The sequence below is a fragment of the Paracoccus aminovorans genome, assembly GCF_900005615.1.
Lineage (GTDB): Bacteria > Pseudomonadota > Alphaproteobacteria > Rhodobacterales > Rhodobacteraceae > Paracoccus > Paracoccus aminovorans.
The window spans coordinates 2,351,195-2,369,410 of the sequence record NZ_LN832559.1 but is presented as its reverse complement, the minus strand read 5'-3'; the positions used below and the strand labels follow the sequence as shown (position 1 = coordinate 2,369,410).

Annotated in this window: 16 protein-coding genes, 1 tRNA gene and 4 pseudogenes; 9 read left to right on the top strand and 12 right to left on the bottom strand. The window is 64.5% G+C overall.

Annotation, left to right across the window (positions count from 1 at the left end; all coding sequences use genetic code 11):
- Positions 1-1,989 (bottom strand): molybdopterin oxidoreductase family protein, encoded by a 1,989-nt coding sequence (locus JCM7685_RS11765; protein WP_083412963.1) that lies wholly within the window; start codon positions 1,987-1,989, stop codon positions 1-3.
- Between the two features lie 153 nt (positions 1,990-2,142).
- Here JCM7685_RS11765 and JCM7685_RS20785 point away from each other — a divergent pair, with 153 nt between their 5' ends.
- The 3 genes and pseudogenes from JCM7685_RS20785 to JCM7685_RS20780 all read left to right on the top strand — a co-directional run.
- Complete coding sequence (locus JCM7685_RS20785) at positions 2,143-2,400, top strand: hypothetical protein (protein WP_074970914.1); 258 nt, start codon at positions 2,143-2,145, stop codon at positions 2,398-2,400.
- 287 nt (positions 2,401-2,687) lie between these two features.
- On the top strand, positions 2,688-3,764 hold the full coding sequence (locus JCM7685_RS11760) for a substrate-binding domain-containing protein (protein ID WP_074970912.1): 1,077 nt from the start codon (positions 2,688-2,690) through the stop codon (positions 3,762-3,764).
- Positions 3,765-3,823: 59 nt separating this feature from the next.
- Positions 3,824-3,943, top strand: a pseudogene (locus JCM7685_RS20780) (IS5/IS1182 family transposase); the annotation flags it as partial.
- A 577-nt stretch (positions 3,944-4,520) separates the two neighbouring features.
- On the opposite strand, the gene JCM7685_RS11750 reads toward JCM7685_RS20780, so the two are convergent.
- From JCM7685_RS11750 to fabI, 4 genes are read right to left on the bottom strand one after another with little or no spacing between them, the layout of a single operon-like run.
- A complete protein-coding gene (locus JCM7685_RS11750; RefSeq protein WP_074970910.1) occupies positions 4,521-4,997 on the bottom strand; it encodes a DUF2127 domain-containing protein in 477 nt (158 codons plus the stop codon).
- Positions 4,997-5,494 carry a xanthine phosphoribosyltransferase gene (gene gpt, locus JCM7685_RS11745; RefSeq protein WP_074970908.1) on the bottom strand — a complete coding sequence of 166 codons (498 nt, stop codon included), beginning with the start codon at positions 5,492-5,494 and terminating at the stop codon, positions 4,997-4,999. Before gpt ends, JCM7685_RS11750 begins: the two co-directional genes overlap by 1 nt.
- Before the next feature lie 9 nt (positions 5,495-5,503).
- Positions 5,504-6,103 carry a LysE family translocator gene (locus JCM7685_RS11740; protein ID WP_074970906.1) on the bottom strand — a complete coding sequence of 200 codons (600 nt, stop codon included), beginning with the start codon at positions 6,101-6,103 and terminating at the stop codon, positions 5,504-5,506.
- 9 nt (positions 6,104-6,112) lie between these two features.
- Positions 6,113-6,940: an enoyl-ACP reductase FabI gene (gene fabI / locus JCM7685_RS11735; protein WP_074970904.1), complete on the bottom strand. Its 828-nt coding sequence runs from the start codon at positions 6,938-6,940 to the stop codon at positions 6,113-6,115.
- An 83-nt stretch (positions 6,941-7,023) separates the two neighbouring features.
- Between fabI and pdxH the strand changes: the two genes are divergently transcribed.
- The 4 genes from pdxH to JCM7685_RS11715 all read left to right on the top strand — a co-directional run bounded on the left by pdxH (position 7,024) and on the right by JCM7685_RS11715 (position 9,042).
- Positions 7,024-7,686 (top strand): pyridoxamine 5'-phosphate oxidase, encoded by a 663-nt coding sequence (pdxH, locus tag JCM7685_RS11730; RefSeq protein WP_074970902.1) that lies wholly within the window; start codon positions 7,024-7,026, stop codon positions 7,684-7,686.
- Positions 7,687-7,815: 129 nt separating this feature from the next.
- Complete coding sequence (locus tag JCM7685_RS11725; RefSeq protein WP_074970900.1) at positions 7,816-8,409, top strand: cold-shock protein; 594 nt, start codon at positions 7,816-7,818, stop codon at positions 8,407-8,409.
- A 128-nt stretch (positions 8,410-8,537) separates the two neighbouring features.
- On the top strand, positions 8,538-8,906 hold the full coding sequence (locus tag JCM7685_RS11720) for a DUF192 domain-containing protein (RefSeq protein ID WP_331716669.1): 369 nt from the start codon (positions 8,538-8,540) through the stop codon (positions 8,904-8,906).
- Positions 8,907-8,965: 59 nt separating this feature from the next.
- A tRNA-Pro gene (locus tag JCM7685_RS11715) sits at positions 8,966-9,042 on the top strand.
- A gap of 154 nt (positions 9,043-9,196) precedes the next feature.
- Here JCM7685_RS11715 and JCM7685_RS11710 read toward each other — a convergent pair.
- Positions 9,197-10,324 (bottom strand): IS3 family transposase, encoded by a 1,128-nt coding sequence (locus JCM7685_RS11710; RefSeq protein WP_100526078.1) that lies wholly within the window; start codon positions 10,322-10,324, stop codon positions 9,197-9,199.
- Positions 10,325-10,563: 239 nt separating this feature from the next.
- Between JCM7685_RS11710 and JCM7685_RS11705 the strand changes: the two genes are divergently transcribed.
- Together JCM7685_RS11705 and JCM7685_RS11700 are read left to right on the top strand one after the other, a co-directional pair.
- Positions 10,564-11,073 carry a hypothetical protein gene (locus JCM7685_RS11705; RefSeq protein ID WP_074971195.1) on the top strand — a complete coding sequence of 170 codons (510 nt, stop codon included), beginning with the start codon at positions 10,564-10,566 and terminating at the stop codon, positions 11,071-11,073.
- The gene (locus tag JCM7685_RS11700) at positions 11,070-11,339 is read left to right on the top strand and encodes a hypothetical protein (RefSeq protein ID WP_231964629.1); all 270 of its coding nucleotides are present in this window, start codon (positions 11,070-11,072) and stop codon (positions 11,337-11,339) included. Before JCM7685_RS11705 ends, JCM7685_RS11700 begins: the two co-directional genes overlap by 4 nt.
- A gap of 104 nt (positions 11,340-11,443) precedes the next feature.
- On the opposite strand, the pseudogene JCM7685_RS20310 reads toward JCM7685_RS11700, so the two are convergent.
- From JCM7685_RS20310 to JCM7685_RS11680, 6 genes and pseudogenes are all read right to left on the bottom strand, one after another.
- Positions 11,444-11,633, bottom strand: a pseudogene (locus JCM7685_RS20310) (hypothetical protein); the annotation flags it as partial.
- Positions 11,634-11,750: 117 nt separating this feature from the next.
- Positions 11,751-11,946 (bottom strand): annotated as a pseudogene (locus tag JCM7685_RS20305) (IS3 family transposase); the annotation flags it as partial.
- Between the two features lie 298 nt (positions 11,947-12,244).
- Positions 12,245-14,488 carry a phosphoenolpyruvate--protein phosphotransferase gene (ptsP, locus tag JCM7685_RS11695; protein WP_074971192.1) on the bottom strand — a complete coding sequence of 748 codons (2,244 nt, stop codon included), beginning with the start codon at positions 14,486-14,488 and terminating at the stop codon, positions 12,245-12,247.
- A gap of 30 nt (positions 14,489-14,518) precedes the next feature.
- Positions 14,519-15,775 carry an aspartate kinase gene (locus tag JCM7685_RS11690; RefSeq protein ID WP_074971190.1) on the bottom strand — a complete coding sequence of 419 codons (1,257 nt, stop codon included), beginning with the start codon at positions 15,773-15,775 and terminating at the stop codon, positions 14,519-14,521.
- Positions 15,776-16,619: 844 nt separating this feature from the next.
- On the bottom strand, positions 16,620-16,922 hold the full coding sequence (locus JCM7685_RS11685) for a hypothetical protein (protein WP_074971188.1): 303 nt from the start codon (positions 16,920-16,922) through the stop codon (positions 16,620-16,622).
- Positions 16,923-17,264: 342 nt separating this feature from the next.
- A pseudogene (locus tag JCM7685_RS11680) lies at positions 17,265-18,189 on the bottom strand (IS5 family transposase).
- Positions 18,190-18,216 lie beyond the last annotated feature (27 nt).

Here is an 18,216-nt window from a genome sequence, read left to right as displayed (position 1 = left end):
CTAGCTGGCGATCAAGAGTTCGCTGTTCTGCCGCTCGCGTTTGACGAAGTCCTCGATGCCGTCGTCTTCGGGCAGGGCCTCGTTGGTCTTTTCCACTTTGACCGCCGTCGCCTTGAACTCGGCGGTCTTGGAGATCGGGTCGTTCGCCTCGATGGTCAGCAGATTGGTGTCCACCTCATCGGGGAAGTTGCAGGCCATGAACAGCAAGCCCGGACGCAGGCCCGGATCCCGGCGTGCCGGCGCCAGCACGGCACCCCGGCGCGAGGCCACCCGGACCACCTCGCCCTCGTTGATGCCGAGCCGGGCCATGTCCTCGGGGGACATGTCGATGCAGGCGCCGACACGGATCGGAGAGTTGAAGCCGCCGGACTGCACGCCGGTGTTGTAGTCGGTCAGCCGCCGGCCGGTCGTCAGCCGCAACGGGAACTCGTCATTCAGCTTGTCCACCGGAAGCCTGTGCTCGACGATGCCGAACGGGGCAGGGCGCCCGCGCTTTTCGGGATCCTTCTCCCACAGCCGGCCGTGCAGGAACGCGATCTCGGGCCCGTTCTCGTCGGGGAAGGGCCATCGCACGCCGCCTCGTTCCTCGAGCACGCGGTAGGACATGCCATGATGCGCCGGCGACAATGCGCGCAGCTCGTCCCAGACCTGCTCCGCAGTCTGTATCGGCCAGGCATGTCCCAGACGCGCCGCGATCAGGCGCATGATCTCGATGTCGTCCTTGGCCTCCCCGGGCGGCTCCAGCGCCTTGCGCCCGCGCTGCACCCGACGCTCGCTGTTGGTGAAGGTGCCCTCGCTCTCGCACCAGGCCGCGGTGGAGGGCAGCACCACATCGGCGAAGGTGGCGGTCTTGGTCAGGAAGATGTCCTGCACGACCAGATGGTCGAGGCCCTGCAACCGCCGGGTCACCGCCGCGCTGTCGGCATCGGACTGCACCGGGTTCTCGCCGATGATATAGACGTTGGTCAGGTGACCCTCGTCCATCTCCTCCATCATTTCCGACAGCGTCAGGCCGTATTTCGAGGGGATCGGGACACCCCACATGCGCTCGAACTTCGCCCGATGCTCGGGGTTGCCAACATCCTGGAACCCCGGCAGGTTCTTGGGGATCGCCCCCATGTCGCCGCCGCCCTGGACGTTGTTCTGGCCGCGCACCGGAACCAGGCCCGCCCCCCAGCGGCCGACCTGGCCGGTCAGCAGCGCGAGGTTGCACAGCGCCCGCACGTTGTCGGTGCCGTTGTGATGCTCGGTGATGCCGAGCGTCCAGCACAGCTGCGCGCGCTCGGCCTTGGCATAGTCATGCGCGAATTCGCGGATCAGGTCCGCGGGCACGCCCGTCTCGCGCGAGGTGACCTCCAGCGTCCACGGCTCGCATGCGGCGACATAGTCCTCGAACCCGGTCGAGGCGTTCCTGATGAATTCCTCGTTGGCCAGCCCCGCGTGGATGATCTCGCGGCCGATGCCATAGGCCAGGGCGATGTCGGTCCCGACATCCAGGCCAAGCCAGACGTCGGCCCATTCGGCCGTCTTCGACCGGCGGGGATCAACCCCATAGACCTTGGCGCCCTTGTTGATCGCCTTCAGGGCGTGATGGAAAAAGATCGGATGCGCTTCCCGGGCGTTGGAGCCCCAGAAGACGATGAGATCGGCATCTTCGATCTCGCGATAGGACGAGGTGCCCCCGCCAGCTCCGAATACGTGCACCAGACCGGCGACACTAGGAGCATGTCAGGTGCGGTTGCAGGAGTCGATGTTGTTGGTGCCAATGACCGCCCGCGCGAACTTCTGGGCGATGAAGTTCATCTCGTTGGTCGCACGAGAGCACGAGAACATGCCGAATGCATCGGGGCCGTGGAGATCGAGATTGCGGCGGAAACCCTCGGCCGCGCGATCGATGGCCTCATCCCAGGACGCGGGTCGCAGGACACCATTGTCGCGGACAAGCGGCTCGGTCAGCCGCGTGTAATTCTGCTTTCCCTGTCGGCCCATGACGTCCTCCCCTTCAGTCCTCGAAGCCAGTTTACTACGATCCGGATTGAGAGTGACATATGAAACGTTTTTCATAATTCAACGCCTGCGCTCGTGGAGGCCTGGACGGCGCATTGATCCGCCATCACCGGGCCGCCGCCGAAAAACAGCGTGATGTCCCTTCTGGTCGCCGATCTTGGTCGCGAACGCTTGGCGTCCCGGTTCGGCCGTTCGAGGCAGCCGGCCGTCGCTGGCGTGGTTCGTGCAGGTGCCGGTATCATCACGTTCTCCGGCGACACGTCGCTGGACGGACCGCCAACCGGCGCCATCCACGACCGCAGAGAACTGATCGTGCGTATCCACCGGAACCTGATGAGCGGATGCCCGGCGCCGACAAGATCATGCCGGCGCCGACCGGTTCTCGATTCGTAATACGGGCGTGCGGCGGTTCACCGGCGGTGGCGTGTTGCTCGATCCGCCTGTGCCGGGCCGCAGACGGCGGGCCTCGCAGGCGAGTATCGCCCATGTCATGCAATAGAGTTCATATCATTTTTGGCGCTGGCGCAGGATTTTCATTGGCATTTGGTGAAATTCTGCTGGCTTGGAAAAAAATTGCCAGGAATTTTATGAAAATTTCCGATATCTTCCTTGCCGGCTGTAGATTGTGCTGCCGGACAGAAACGCCAAAGACATGAACAGGGATTCATAAGGTGAGCAGGATGATCAAGGTCGAGATCGCCCCGGTCTGGCGGTTCCAGCGCAGCGGCGAGACGCGGGGGCTGGAGATCACGCTGGACCTTCTGTCCGACATCCGCAGCACCGGGAAACTGTCTGTCGCCGCGGCGCGGGCGGGCATGTCCTACCGCCACGCCTGGAACCTGATCGAGAAATGGTCCGCCTTCTTCGAGGCGCCGCTGGTGGAACGCCGGCAGGGCAGCGGCACCAGCCTGACCCCTTTCGGCGACAAGCTGGTCTGGGCCGCCGAACGGCTGGAGGCGCGGCTGCGGCCATTGCTGCAGAACCTCAGCCAGGAGTTGCAGACCGAGGTGAACCAGACGCTGTCCTCGGGCCGCCTGGTGCTGCGGGTGCGCGCCAGCCACGGCTTCGCGGTGCCGAAGCTGCGCGAATTGCTGGCGCGCGATTTCGAGAGCGGGGTGGACTTCCGCTATGTCTCGAACGCCAATTCGCTGGTCTCGTTGGCCGAGGACAGCTGCGACCTGGCCGGGATCCATCTCCCGCGGGGCGAGTTGCGCGCCCGCACCGTGGCCATGACCCGGGGCTGGCTGGACCACAACGATCACCGCGTGATTTCCTTCGTCACCCGCGAGATGGGGCTGATCGTGAAACAGGGCAATCCGCTGGACATCCGCTCGGTCGAGGATCTGGCCCGGCCCGAGGTGCATTTCGTCAACCGCGACCCGGATTCCGGCACGCGCATCCTGCTGGACCAGATATTGGCGCTGCGGCAGGTCTCTCCTGCGGCGATCAACGGCTATTCGCATGCCGAATTCACCCATGCCGCGGTGGCCGCCTATGTCGCCTCGGGTTTCGCCGATGTGGCCTTCGGGGTCGAGGCGGCGGCGCGGCAGTTCGGGCTGGATTTCGTGCCGCTGCTGATCGAGGATTACGTCTTCGTCTGCCGCTGCCAAATTCTGGGCCACCCGGCGATGGCGCGGGTGCTGGCGGTGATGCAAGGCCCCGAATTCGCCGAGTCGATCTCGACCCTGCCCGGCTATCGGGTGCACGAGCCTGGCGTCATCAAGACCATCCGCGAGGTCTTCCGCGCCCGTGGGTGACCGGTGCCGGCCCGTCGCGCGGGATGTTCCAGGTGTCGATCCAGGCCAGTTCCTAATGGCGCTTCGAGCCCTGTTTCCCGAAGTCCCACAGCAACCCGAGGGTTGATGGCCGCAGGGTGCTAAGCGGAATTATTTTCATCGACCGCAATGGGTTGCGGTGGCGTGACGCGCCCGCGGAATCCGACCGGAGCAGCCTTCCGCAACCGCATCCATTCCAGGCCGATGCGCTTCGACATGATCTGCGAGGCCAATGGTATCGAACACCGCCCGACAAGGCCAACCATCCTTGAACCAACGGGCCGGCCGGCGGATGGAACGAACCATAAGGAACGCGACCCTCAAGCGCTTCAGCTCCGCAGCCGGACTCCACGGCAGCATGGCCCTTTGCGCGCAGGCTCAAGACCCTCGGCGGGTTTGCTCCTTATGAAGGCGTCCGCAAAATCCGGACTTCAGAGCTGGATCGATTCACCCTCAACCCCATCCTCCAGATGCCGGGAAGGAACACGTAGAGGCCATTCGGTCGATGCTGCGATCCTGACCGGCATCGGATGGCGTCATCGAGCTCCGGCCGGCAGCCTTGTGCACAACCCGCATTTCGCCGCTGGGCCAGCCACAGCTTTGCCGGGCGCCTTGCCACGGCGGCGCGCAGCCGAGCAGGGGAGGTGTATGCCCACGGCATGCTCTTCGCAGTGAAAATCCCGGCCAAATGGATCGCGCCCGCCGAGCGGCCGGGCAACGGGCGCCGTTGCCCCAGGTTCAGCCGGTCTTGCCGCGCCACTCGCGCCAGGTCAGCCAGATCACCACCGCGTCCAGCACCGAAAGCGCCAGCAGCGCCGGGGAATGGGTGTGCGTCCAACGGTGCATCTGCATGGCGATGAAACCGGCAAAGACCACGATCCCCAGCGGATAGGCGAAGGCGACCCGCCGCATCAGCATCAGCAGGATCACCAGCTTGATCGCGCCATGGCCGAGCAGGTAGAAGGCATAGAAATGCTGGCTTGCCGCCGAGAACTCGGCCAGCGCCGCGGCCACCCGCGCATAGACCGGGCTGTGGTGGCCCTCGATCAGCTCGTTGCGGGTCAGCCATGCGGTGAAATCGGCAATGCGCCGGTGCGGCAGCCACCACAGCCCGGCGCCCGCCGCGATCTCGAACAGCGCAAAGACGGATTTCAGCAGCAGGGTCGACTCGAACAGCCAGTGCAGCGGTCCGTGCTTGCCCTGGATATGCTTCATCAATCCTCGCCCCGATAGGGCTGGACATATTGCAGCGCCATGTCCCAGGGAAAGAAGATCCAGGTGTCCTGGCTGACCTCGGTGACATAGGTCTGCACCATCGGCCGGCCCTTGGGCTTGGCATAGACGGTGGCGAAATGCGCCTTGGGATACATGGTGCGCACATGCTCCAGCGTGCGGCCGGAATCGACGAGGTCGTCCACCACCAGGATGCCGTCTCCGTCCTGCATCACCGCCGGGTCGGGGGCCTTCAGCACCGTGACGTCGCCGCGTTCCTGCCCGCCCTTGCCGCGATAGGATTTCACCGAGATCGTGTCGATCACCCGGATGTCCAGCTCGCGCGCGACGATCATCGCCGGCACCAGCCCGCCGCGGGTGATGGCCAGGATCGCGCGCCACGGGCGGTCTTCCAGCCGCCACGCGAGCGCGCGCGAGTCGCGGTGGATCTGGTCCCAGCTGATGTGGAATCCGCGTTCATGGGGCAGGCGATCGTTCATGCTGGCTCCTTAGTGTTTGACGATCAACAGAAAACCCAGCAGCGCCATGGCGAGGCCGGCGGCCCGGTCGATCCAGGTCTTGGCGGCAAAATAGCGCGCGCGCATCGGCGCTGTCGACATCAGAACCGCGACCAGCGCATACCAGAACAGCTCGGTCGCCAGGCAAAGGCCATAGACCAGGGTCTGGCGCGCGGGCGCCATCGGCTCGGGAAAGACCGAGAGGATCAGCGCGGCATAGAACAGCGCCGGCTTGGGATTCGAGAGATTCAGCGCGATGCCGCCGAAAAAGCCCTTGGCGCCCGCCGCCGCCGGCGGCAGCGGCCGGGTCGAGGCGCGCCACAGCGCCCAGGCGAACCACAGCAGGTAGAGCCCGCCGAGGATCTTCATCCCTGCGAACAGCGCCGGGTGCAGCCGGAAGACCACCGCCAGGCCGCCGAGCGCCGCGACGCACCACAGCGAGGCGCCGAATGCCAGCCCCAGCGCATAGGGCAGAGCACGCTCGCGGCCATGGGCGAAGGCGGTCTGGACCGTGGCGATGATCGCCGGCCCCGGCGTCAGGATCGCCAGCGACAGCGCCGAGACAAGCGCGATGACCTGCTCGACGCTCATCGCCGGGGATCAGTCCTTTTTCGTCGTGGCGATGTCCGGCGCGTCGACGGCCTTCATGCCGACGATGTGATAGCCCGAATCGACGTGATGCGTCTCGCCGGTCACGCCCGAGCCCAGATCCGACAGCAGATACAGCGCCGACTTGCCGACCTCGTCCTGACTGACGTTGCGTCGCAGGGGCGAGTTCAGCTCGTTCCATTTCAGGATATAGCGGAAATCGCCGATGCCGCTGGCTGCCAACGTCTTGATCGGCCCGGCCGAGATGGCGTTGACGCGGATGCCGTCCTTGCCGAAATCCTCGGCCAGATAGCGCACCGAGGCCTCCAGCGCCGCCTTGGCCACGCCCATGACGTTGTAATGCGGCATGACGCGCTCGGCCCCGTAATAGGTCAGGGTCAGCATGGACCCGCCCGGCGGCATCATCGCGGCCGCGCGGCGGGCGACGGCGGTGAAGGAATAGACGGAAATGTCCATCGTCATCAGGAAGTTGTCGCGCGTCGTATCGGCATAGCGGCCGCGCAGCTGGTCCTTGTCGGAAAATCCGATGGCATGGACGATGAAGTCGATGCTGTCCCAGCGCGCGCCGATGGCGGCGAAGAGCGCGTCGATGGACGCCTCGTCCGAGACGTCGCATTCGGCCAGCAGGTCCGAGCCGAGCTGGGCCGCCAACGGCTCGACCCGGCGCTTCAACGCCTCGCCCTGATAGGAAAAGGCCAGCTCCGCGCCCTGGTCGGCCAGGGCCTTGGCGATGCCCCAGGCGATCGACTTGTCGTTCGCCAGTCCCATGATGAGGCCGCGACGCCCTTTCATCAGCCCGATACCGGCTTCACTTGACATGATGCTGCCCCTTGCGCTTCTTCGGTTTTCAGCAGGATTAGGACAACTGCAAGGAGGCATCAAGTGTCGGTGATTGCGCTGCCATGAGCGACCGGGATGGAATTTTCGCCGGGGACGACCCCTTTGCCATCGCCCGCGCCTGGCTGGCCGAGGCCGAACGGACCGAGCCGAACGACCCCAATGCCATCGCGCTGGCCACCGTCGATGCCCAGGGCCTGCCCGATGTGCGGATGGTGTTGCTGAAGGAGATCGAGGGCGCGGGCACGGACGGCGCCTTCGTCTTCTACACCAATTTCGAAAGCGCCAAGGCGGTCGAGATCGATGCGACCGGCACCGCCGCCTTCGTCATGCATTGGAAGTCCCTGCGCCGGCAGATCCGGGTGCGCGGCTCGGTCTCCCGCGTCGAGCCGGAACTGGCCGACGCCTATTACGGCTCGCGCGCCCTGCAGTCGCGGATCGGGGCCTGGGCCTCGCGCCAGAGCCGGCCGCTGGAAAGCCGCGGCGCGCTGATGGCCGAGGTGGCGCGGCAGGGAATCAACCTTGGATTGAAGCCGCCGCGGCCGCCGCATTGGGGCGGCTATCGCATCCGGCCGGTGCAGATGGAATTCTGGGCCGACGGCGCTTTCCGGCTGCATGACCGCTTTCGCTGGACGCGGGCGGATTATGACATTGAAAACAAAGCATTGCACGAATCCCCTCAGGAGGTGGTGCAAAGTTTCTGGCACGTCGACCGTCTTAGCCCTTGATGCGGGTGCGCGATTTATCCATGGTATGGAAAACCTGACCAATCCTGCTACGCCTTCGTTCAGTTGATGCATGATGAGCGCGGCCGGAGTTTCGGGTCATTTTGGTTTTCAGACGGGTGACGAAGAGAGATGGACGAAAACGACGAACAACAGCGCAAGATTGCGGGCGTCGTGAAATGGTTTGATGGCGGCAAGGGTTTCGGCTTCCTGACCGATCCCGAGGGCGGCGCCGACATTCTTCTGCATGCGAACGTGCTGAGGAATTTCGGCCAGAGCTCGGTTGCCGAAGGCTCTCATGTCACCGCCATCATCCAGAAAACGCCGCGAGGCATGCAAGCGGTCGAGGTGCTCGACATCCAGCCGCCGGCCAGCGAGCCGATGCCTGCCATTGCCGACCTGTGCTCGGCCACCCCCGAAGAGGTGGCGTTGCTGCCGCTGTTGCCGGCGCGGGTGAAATGGTTCGACAAGGCCAAGGGTTTCGGCTTTGCCAACATCTTCGCGGACAAGGCGGATGTGTTCCTGCATGTCGAGGTGCTGCGGCATTCCGGCTTCTCCGACCTTGCCGTGGGCGAGGCCATCGCCCTGCGGGTGGTCGACGGCCGGCGGGGCATGATGGCGGCGCAGATCCTGTCGTGGGAAAAGGCAGTGACCGAGGTTCGACAGGCGCAACCGGGGGGGACAGCCGCGCTCGCTAAATTGCGGCTGGTCGCGGGCGCGGTATGAGGTTGCGGGCCGCAGCGGTCCTGGCAGCCTTCCTTCTGACAAATTCCAGTCCTTCCCAGGCTCTCGCGGTCGATTGCCGCCCTGACCTGGCCCTGTTCCAGGGCCGGGGGGCGACGATCGCGGTGCCCGTGGAAATCGCCGATACGGCGGAAGAACGCGCGCGCGGGCTGATGTTCCGCCGCGACCTGCCTGCGGAGCAGGGCATGCTGTTCATCTACGACAGCCCGCAACCGGTCAGCTTCTGGATGCGGAACACGCTGATTGCGCTCGACATGATCTTCATCGACGCCCGCGGCCAGGTGCGGCACATCCATCCCATGGCCCGGCCGCTGGACGAGACGGCAGTCCCCGGCGCCGCGCCGGGCGATCCGGCGCCCGACCGGCTGATGGTGCTCGAAGTGCCGGGGGGCGACGCGGCGCGGCTGGGCATCTTTCCCGGCATGGCGCTGGCGCATCCGCGGCTGCCCCAGGGTGTGGCGCTGGCGCCCTGCGATTGAGCCGGCTGCGCTTTTCGCTTTCCCCCCGCGCGGCCAGCCGCTAGACAGCGGCGCAGGTTCGGGGCGTAGCGCAGCCTGGTAGCGCGACGGTTTTGGGTACCGTAGGCCGGAGGTTCGAATCCTCTCGCCCCGACCACCACTTAGCTATTTCTGGCCCTCTCCGGTTTGCAGTTTTGTTCTGGATTCGGCCCGCGCCAGTTTTTCTGCCAGTCCATCCGTCGTGCTGGGTGACAGTGTCACATATCGCTCGAATGGACCTGTCACGTATTTGTGCCGCTCCGATTGCTCGTTTAAGCCACCTTACGTTCAAAAGCGACCGGGCCTTTCCAGCCCAATGCTGAGTGCCGTCGACGCGGATTGTAAAAGCCGTTGATGTATTCGAAGATCGCCATCTCATCGTGCCGCCGGGTTACCCATGACCACCGCCAGATCAACTCGGCCTTGATGGTTTTGAAGAACGTCTCGACGGCCGCATTATCATAACAATTACCTTTGCCGCTCATCGAGACTTTGAAGCCATGCTGGCGCAGGATCTTCTGATAGTCATGCGAACAGTATTGGCTGCCCCTGTCGCTGTGGAAGATGCAGCCTTTGGGTGGCGACCTGAAGGCAATCGCCATCTTCAAGGCCCGGATCGCCAGATCGCGCTTCATGCGGTTGCTGACGGCCCAGCCGATCACGCGGCGGGAATGCAGGTCCAGGATGACTGCCAGATACAGCCACCCCTCGCGGGTCCAGATGTAGCTAATGTCACCTGCCCATTTCTGGTTCGGCCCGGCCGCACGGAAGTCGCGGTCTAGCAGGTTCGGGGCGATGTTGAATGTATGATCGCTGTCTGTGGTCGCCTTGAACTTGCGCGTTCTTTCAACGGCGATCCCGTTTTCGCGCATCAGGCGACCGACGCGCCGGTGCCCCACATCGACACCGGCCTCTTTCAGTTCCTCGGTCATTCGTGGGCGGCCATAGCTGCCCAGGCTCAGGCGCGATTGTTCCTTGATATGCGCCAGAATGACCGTGTCCATGCGCTGCCTGCGGCTGGCAGGTCGGCTGCGGAAGGCCCGCAACCCACGCGGGCTGACATTCATGATCCGACACAGTCGCTCGATGGGAAAGGCCCCAAGTTGCTCTTCGACGAACCTGAGCCTCATGGCTTTTGGCTGGCGAAGAACTGGTGGCTTTTTTAGAATGTCCCTCTCCTCCTTGAGGATGCGGTTCTCGCGCCGAAGCTGTTCGTTCTCCCGCGCAAGCTCGCGATCCTCGGGCGAGACCACATCCGTGTCGCGGTGCGCTGTCACCCACTTGTTCAGCGTCGAAAGCCCAACGCCCAAATCATCCGCAACCTGCCGGCGTGTCAGCCCGCTGGTCAGCGCAATTCGCACTGCATCCTTGCGAAATTCATCCGTTCTTCCCGTGCCCATAGTTCGTCTCCCTTGCTGCACATTATGCTATCAAAGGAGCGGCACCAAACCGCGACAGGTCCAGGATCACCTTGGCCGCGTGGTTGATCGACCGACCCATATCGGTGGCGATCTCGTTCAGATCGGCCCCGACTTCGAGAACGTGCGTGGGCCTTGCTGCGGGCATCCTTCAACTGCGGCTACGACCCAAGCGTGATCTTGTCCCGCCAGGTGCTGACCGCATCGCCCAGATAATTCTCATGCTGGTAGGGCTGGCCGCCCTTGTCGACGATTTGTTCTGGATTTGGCTTGACCACAGTTTCTCGGCCAAGCCGCTGGCCTTCCAGGGTGACGACGCCGTATCGCCTCTGATCAGGTCGGCACCGCGCTTGATCGACCGGCCCAAGGCCGCGATCTCGTTCAGATCGGCGCAGGCTTCCGCCCATCTGCCGACCTTTGATGTGCCGGTGCGCACCGATTGCGGAAGGATGCGGATCGCACCCTGGACCGTCATTCCGATCATTGCGCATGCATCAGCATACTGCGCAGCCTTCATCGCGCGGCAGGGGCCGGCCCCGGCGGGCGTCGTCGCGTCACTCGTCTTTGCGCTGACCACCGATCTCAAACCGATTGCGCAGAAGGCCATGAGTGGTTACAGAACTGTGAGGATTTTCGGAGATCATCCGGATCCGTGTGACGCCCAATGCCAAGAGCGGGGCGTTCCCTTTCGTCCGTCGGCCGCGCCTCTTGCTGGCACTTACGCCGGATGACCAACAAAGAACTGAAGAAAGGACGTCGCATGTGGACTCGCGTTCCTACGATTGTCGATGGCAACACCATTTCTGGAGACTGGACCATTTCCTTCAGTGACCGGCCCGTCGGTCGCATTTCCTACGCTCCCGAAGCACCCGGCCAAGGCGCCTGGGCTTGGTCCCTGATCGGGGTTCCCGATGTGTCCGGACGGGCCTGGACGGAAGAGGCCGCGATGACGAGCATCAAGGAGACGGCCGCAGGGCCGAGTTCCGAGGTCGCCTGACACGCGATTGCGTTCGATGATGACGGCGAGGCGCGGCAGAGGATCACTCCGCGCCTCACTTGCTCTCCTTTGGCTGGCTCACGTCCCGCGCTGCTTCGATCACTTCACCGCCTGGATTGAATAGCCTCGAGTTTCCTGGACACCTTGGGTCTCATCATCTGCCGTCGCTCGAACGCGGCGGGCGACAATATCCCATTCCTCGCATAGCTTGCGCTGCGGGTCGCAGAGCATCTCGATGCCATCGAACACATCCTGCCTTGCCTCTTCGCGTGTCTGATACGGTAATCTTCTCACTGACGCCGGATACCCGGCAGGCCGAGACCAACCATTGATTCGAGGACAATGGTCGGGCGCGATGCCAGTCCCCTTCGCAGCCATCGACTGCTCGGCCAACTCCCAACCTGACCGTCACTTTTTTCCAAGTGCCTCTCGCAGCAGATCGGCCTGCATGCTCGGGTCGGCGAACATGGAGGCGTTCATGCCGCCATCCTCCGCTCGCCACTTGCGAGGCATGATCCCTTGCTCGCGGCACAACTCGGAGACGCCAGCCCGACGCCTGACGCGGCACGCCCATGGTCCAGGCTTCGGTGAAAAGGCTCCTCTTCATAGAAATTCCCTCGTCCATCCTTCCGAGAAAATTCTACCTCCGTATCCGCAAAAGCCTAAGCGGGACCTGGGATTCCGCTCAGTCGTCGCGCTCCGCGACCCACGCGTTCGTGATGGCAAAGCAGTTGCTCACAGGATGTCGAGCGGAAACCGCCCTGGATTTCGGTGAGGATCGACATAGGACCGGCATTTCCGGCCGGATCGAGGCGGATTTCCCGGTTAAGGGCCCAGCCTCCTCTATCGTGTCGTGTTGGGCAACCTGCCGCGTCGCGGTCCCGCGTCCCAGTGACGCGGCGGTCCTACTGGCGCGCCAGCCATTCGGTGATGCAGCGCCGCAGGTTGGTCTCGCCCAGGTCGCGGGCGTCGTCGATCACCCGGCGCAGATCGGCCAGGTTCACGCGCCGGATCAGGTGCTTGACCGGCCCGATCGAGGCCGGCCGCATCGACAGCCGCCGGAAACCCAGCGCGGCGAAGGTCACCGCCTCGATGGGCCGGCCGGCGTCCTCGCCGCAGAACGACACCGGCACGCGTGCCTCGTCGCAGCGCCGCACGATCTGGTCCAATAGCGTGATGAACGAGGTGTTCAGCGTGTCGTAGCGGCGGCGCACGCGCTCGTTCTCGCGGTCGGCGGCAAAGAAGAACTGCTTCAGATCGTTGCCGCCCACCGAGATGAAATCGCACATCTCGAAGAATTTCTTCGGCGCAAAGGCCAGCGAGGGCGTCTCCAGCATCGCGCCCACCCGCACGTCGACCGGCATGGCATGGCCCAGGCGCTGTTCGCGGGCGATCTGCTCCATCAGCAGCCGGTGCGCCTCCTCGAACTCGCCCATCTCGGTGACGAAGGGGAACATGACATGCAGCGGCCGCCCCACGGCCGCGCGGATCAGCGCCTGCAGCTGCATGCGCAGCACGCCCCGCTTGTCCAGGCCGACGCGGATCGCCCGCCAACCCATGGCCGGGTTAGGCTCGTCCTGCGGCTTCATATAGGGCAGGACCTTGTCCGAGCCGATGTCGAGCGTGCGGAACATCACCGGCTTGCCATGGGCGTTGTCCAGCACATGGGCATAGAGCGCCGCCAGCTCGCCCCGGCGCGGCACGCGGGTGCGGGTCAGGAACTGCAGCTCGGTCCGGAACAGACCCACGCCCTCGGCGCCCGAGCTTTCCAGGCTGGGCAGGTCGGCCATCAGCCCCGCGTTCATGTAGAGCTGGATCGTGGTGCCGCAGGTCGCGGTCGCCGGCAGGTCGCGCAGCCCGGCATAGCGGCTCTGCGCCTCGGCCTGCATGGCCATCTTGTCGCGAAAGGCCGCGGCGACCGATTCCTCGGGGCGCAGGTGCACCGTGCCCATGTCGCCGTCCACCAGGATCGGATCGCCGTTCAGCGCCTCGGAGGTGATGCGCTCGGCATGGATCACCAGCGGGATCGCCAGCGCCCGGGCGACGATGGCGGCATGGCTGCCGACCGAGCCCTCTTCCAGCACCACGCCCTTCAGCCGGCGGCCATAGTCCAGCAGCTCGGCCGGACCGATGTTGCGGGCGACCAGGATCGGGTTCTCGGGCATTTCGGCGCCGGTGTCGCGGCCCTGACCGGTCAGGATGCGCAAGAGCCGGTTCGACAGGTCGTCGAGATCGTGCAGCCGGTCGCGCAGATAGGGGTCGGCGGCGCTTTCCAGCCGGGCGCGGGCCTGGCTCTGCTCCTTTTCGACCGCCGCCTCGGCCGACAGGCCCAGGTCGATCGATTCCTCCATCCGCCGCAGCCAGCTGCGGGAATGGGCGAACATGCGATAGGTCTCCATCACCTCGGCGCTGTCGCCCTTGGCCATGTCGGTCTCGGCCAGCATGGAATCGACCTTGCTGCGCAGCATGGCGACGGCCTCGATCAGCCGGGCCCGTTCCTTGAGGGGGTCGTCGGCGACGGGGTTCGTCACCACCACCCGCGGCTCGTGCAGCCAGACGCGGCCCTCGGCGCAGCCCTCTTGCCCGGTGCCGCCGCGGAACATCACCGGAAAGCGGTGCGCCAGCGGCATGCTGTCCGATTGCGAGCCCAGGAAGGCGCCCAGTTCGGCCATTTCGGCCAGCACCATGGCGACGACTTCGAGCCCGTAGATCTCATCCTCGGAGAACTGCCGCGACTCGCGCGACTGCACGACCAGCACGCCCAGCCTTTCGCCGACGCGCTGGATCGGCACGCCCAGGAAACTGGGAAAGACCTCTTCGCCGGTCTCGGGCATGAAGCGGAAGCCGGGCTCGCCGGGGGCGTTGGCGGTGTTCACGTGCCGGCCGCTGCGGGCGACGCGGCCGACCAGCCCCTCGCCCAGGCGCAGCCGGGTCTTGTGCACCGATTCGGGCTTCAGCCCCTCGGTCGCGCAAAGCTCCAGCGTGTCGGGATCGCGGAACAGATAGATCGAGCAGACCTGCGTCCCCATCGAATCGGCGATGTGATGGGTGATCTGGTCCAGACGGTGCTGGCCGCCTCCGGGGGCGGCCAGAGTCTCACGCAGCCGCAGCAGCAGCTTGCGCGACTCGCTTTCCTTGCGCTCGGCCATGATCCTCCGCGTCAGGCTGCGGCCCCTGGGTCAGGCCTGTTCCAGCTCGAAGGCATCATGCAGCGCCTGCACCGCCAGTTCCATATATTTGCGGTCGATCAACACCGAAATCTTGATCTCGCTGGTGGAGATCACCTTGATGTTGATGTTTTCATCGGCAAGCGCCTTGAACATGCGCGCGGCGACGCCGGCATGGCTGCGCATGCCGATGCCCACGACCGAGACCTTGCAGACCTCGGTGTCCACGACCAGATCGTCATAGGCGATATGGCCGGCGGCTTTGGCCTCTTCCATCGCCTTGCGGGCGCGGGCGACCTGGCTGACCGGGCAGGAGAAGGTCATGTCGGTCACCGAACCCGGGTGATCCTCGTAATCCTTTTCCGAGATGTTCTGCACGATCATGTCGACGTTCACGCCGGCCTCGGCCAAAGGCGCGAAGATCGCGGCCGAGATGCCCGGGCGGTCCTCGACGGTGACCAGGGTGATCTTGGCCTCTTCGCGGGAATAGGCGACGCCGCTGACGACTTTCGATTCCATGATTTCATCCTCATCGCAGACCAGGGTGCCGCTGGTCTCATCCGTATCCTCGAACGAGCTCAGAACCCGCAGGCGGACCTTGTAACGCATCGCCAGCTCGACCGAGCGGGTCTGCAAGACCTTCGCGCCCAGGCTGGCCAGTTCCAGCATTTCCTCGAAGGCGATCTTGTCAAGCTTGCGCGCCTTGGAGGTGATGCGCGGGTCGGTGGTATAGACCCCGTCCACATCGGTATAGATGTCGCAGCGCTCGGCGCCGAAGGCGGCGGCGAAGGCGACGGCGGTGGTGTCCGAGCCGCCCCGGCCCAGCGTGGTGATGCGGCCCTCGGGCGACAGGCCCTGGAAGCCCGCGACCACGGCGACCTTCATGCCCTCGGCGAATTTCTGGTCGATGTTGTGGCGCGGAATGTCCACGAAACGCGCCGCGGAATGGGCGGCGGTGGTGTTGATCGGCACCTGCCAGCCCTGCCAGCTGCGCGCCGGCACGCCCATCTCCTGCAGGGTCAGCGCCATCAGTCCCGCCGTCACGTTCTCGCCAGAGGCGACCACGGCGTCGTATTCGCGCGCGTCGAACAGCGGCGAGGTCGCCTCGACCCAGCCCACCAGTTCATTGGTCTTGCCGGACATGGCGCTGACGATGACGATGACGTCATAGCCGCGCTCGACCTCGCGTTGAACCTTCAGTGCGGCGTTCTTGATGCGGTCCAGGTCGGCCACCGAGGTGCCGCCGAATTTCATCACCAGAAGCGGCATTCCTTGCCCCCCAGCAGTTTCCGGGGCGCGTTCTATGGGCGGCTCGGGAAAAGAACAAGGGGCGGCGGCGGTTTCCGACGGTTTCGGGCGCATTATTTTGCCGCCGCGCCGATGCGGTCCGGCGGTCGACACGCCGCCGCCCGTATCACCGCGGGGCGGGTTGCGCGGAGATCGGGGAAACGCTGATCGGACCTTGCAGCCGGGCCTGTCGCCGAAAGGGCGCCGCCGGATGCGTCCGCCGCGGCACAATGGCCTTGGCGCGGGCTGCGAACCGCTCTGCCTCAGGTTCCGCCCAGGTCGCGCCAGCGGATATGGATGTTCTCGCAATGCGACGTTTCCGAAAATGCGCGATCCATCAACAGCATGAAGGCGCTTCGCCACCGCGAGGGCGGCTGCCGATAGACGCGGGAACACAAGGGTTCCGACTGCCCTCCGCCGAGAGTCCGGTTGATGCAGACGGACACACTCCACCAGGCGTTCATGGGGACCTCACTTACTCGTCAAAACACCTTCCAGCAGAAAAAGGTGACGCTACCGAAACAAACCCTTCCCCAAGGAACATGAATCCCCCCGCGGTGCGGCAAAGTCACGCTGGCTTTTTTGGCAGGCGGGCGGTCGGCGCGGCCGGAAAGAAGGGCTTTGGAAGGTGCCGGTCGGGCAAGAGGATTCGGACCTCCGGCCCGCGGCATGCAAGGTCACGCCGATTCCCCTGCAGGGTCAAAAGTCCCTTGCAAACCTCATGGCAGCAAGACAATTCAACGCATTGCGCGACTTTTCGAACGGTCTGCAGCTGCTACGGTAGCGCCGCCTTGACCTGATGCACCCCGAGCGCGTTTCGGACATCTTACAGGGCATCGTCATAACCTTGTCTCATGCTTGCTCCGGAGACGGGATACAGATGGCTTCGCCCGCGTGGATCGCATAGATCAGAGTTAGCCCATCCACGATCTGCAAGCCCGCTTTCGGCTAGAATACTCGCGAAGGTTTGCTCGCCCTTCAGCTTTACGAGAATGCCGCCAACGACCTTCCTGGCCTCAGGGTCCACCGTGTGCCTTGCGATGTGTAGGAGTTCGGCGTTGCGCACCTCGGCATCATTCAGATCGGCGTCGGTGATCAGCACCAGCTCATCTGCATAGGCAGGCGACATGGCGCTACGCACCTGAGAATGCTCATCTTTGAAACGCAGCCGCTCTACCGATGCCAACATCCCTGCCGATGCCGGTCAATCGGCAAGCGCCGCCAAGGCGACGTGATCGGTGGACCCGTGTCCTCGGCTGCGCCTGCGGGCCGCGCCAAGGCCGCCGATCACCATTGACAGTCATCGTCAGGGCCGTGGGTCGGGCTTCGCCCTCCGCCCACTCTGTTCCGTCCGAATACATGCGTATTCGGTCAGATCAGATCGCCGGAGGCACTACCCGAACTGTCAGAATGAAACGACTCTGTTGCACCAAAGAGTTGATGGCCGGATTTCCCCTTTCCCCGGACAGATCTATCCCACGGCCTCTGTGACGGGGGTGCCAAGCGCGGTGTAACGGTTCAGAATAGCGATACGGACCTGAAGCTCGGCGACCTGTCGGTCAAAGTCCCGTGCCATGAGGCGCTGACCCAGCAGTTTCACACAGTGCATCTTCGTCTCGACGCGGCTTCGGGGGTGGTATCCACTCCATCGTCGCCAGAGGGCACGACCGAGGTATTTCGATGCCCGCAGAGCCTCGTTTCGTGCGCCCGCGCCGGCGGCGACTGTCTTCCAGGGTTTGGCGTTCTTGCGGGGCGGAATGACAGCGTCGGCGCCGCGGTCAGCGATGGCATCGTGGCATTTGCGGGTGTCGTAGGCGCCGTCTGCTGTGACGCGGCCGATCTGCTCGTGCGCCGGGATCTGTTTGAGCAGGTCGGGTAACACCGGCGCATCGCCGATGTGGCTCCCTGTGATCTCCACCGCCCGAACCTCCAGCGTTTCCTCATCAATCCCCAGATGGATCTTGCGCCAGACGCGCCGTTTCGGGCCGCCATGCTTGCGGGCGTGCCACTCGCCTTCGCCCTCGACCTTGATGCCAGTGCTGTCGATCAGCAGGTGCAGCGGCCCCGCGATACGGTATGTTCACAGCCAGGGTCTTCTGGCGACGGGACAGGGTGCTGAAGTCAGGCACCGTCCAGTCGAGACCAACCAACTGCAGCAGGCTCTCGACGAAACCAGTCGTCTGCCTGAGCGCCATGCCGAAGAGCACCTTCATCGAAAGACACGTCTGAATGGCGGCATCGCTGTAGGTCTGCTGGCGGCCACGCCTGCCTGTCGGCGCGGCATCCCAGCTCATCTCGGGGTCGAACCAGATCGTCAGCGAACCCCGGCGCTTGAGCGCTTCATTGTAGGCTGGCCAGTTCCGGGTTCTGTATGTCGGGGATGCGGGTCGGCTCATGCAGACCAGCTACCGTACGGGTTTCAT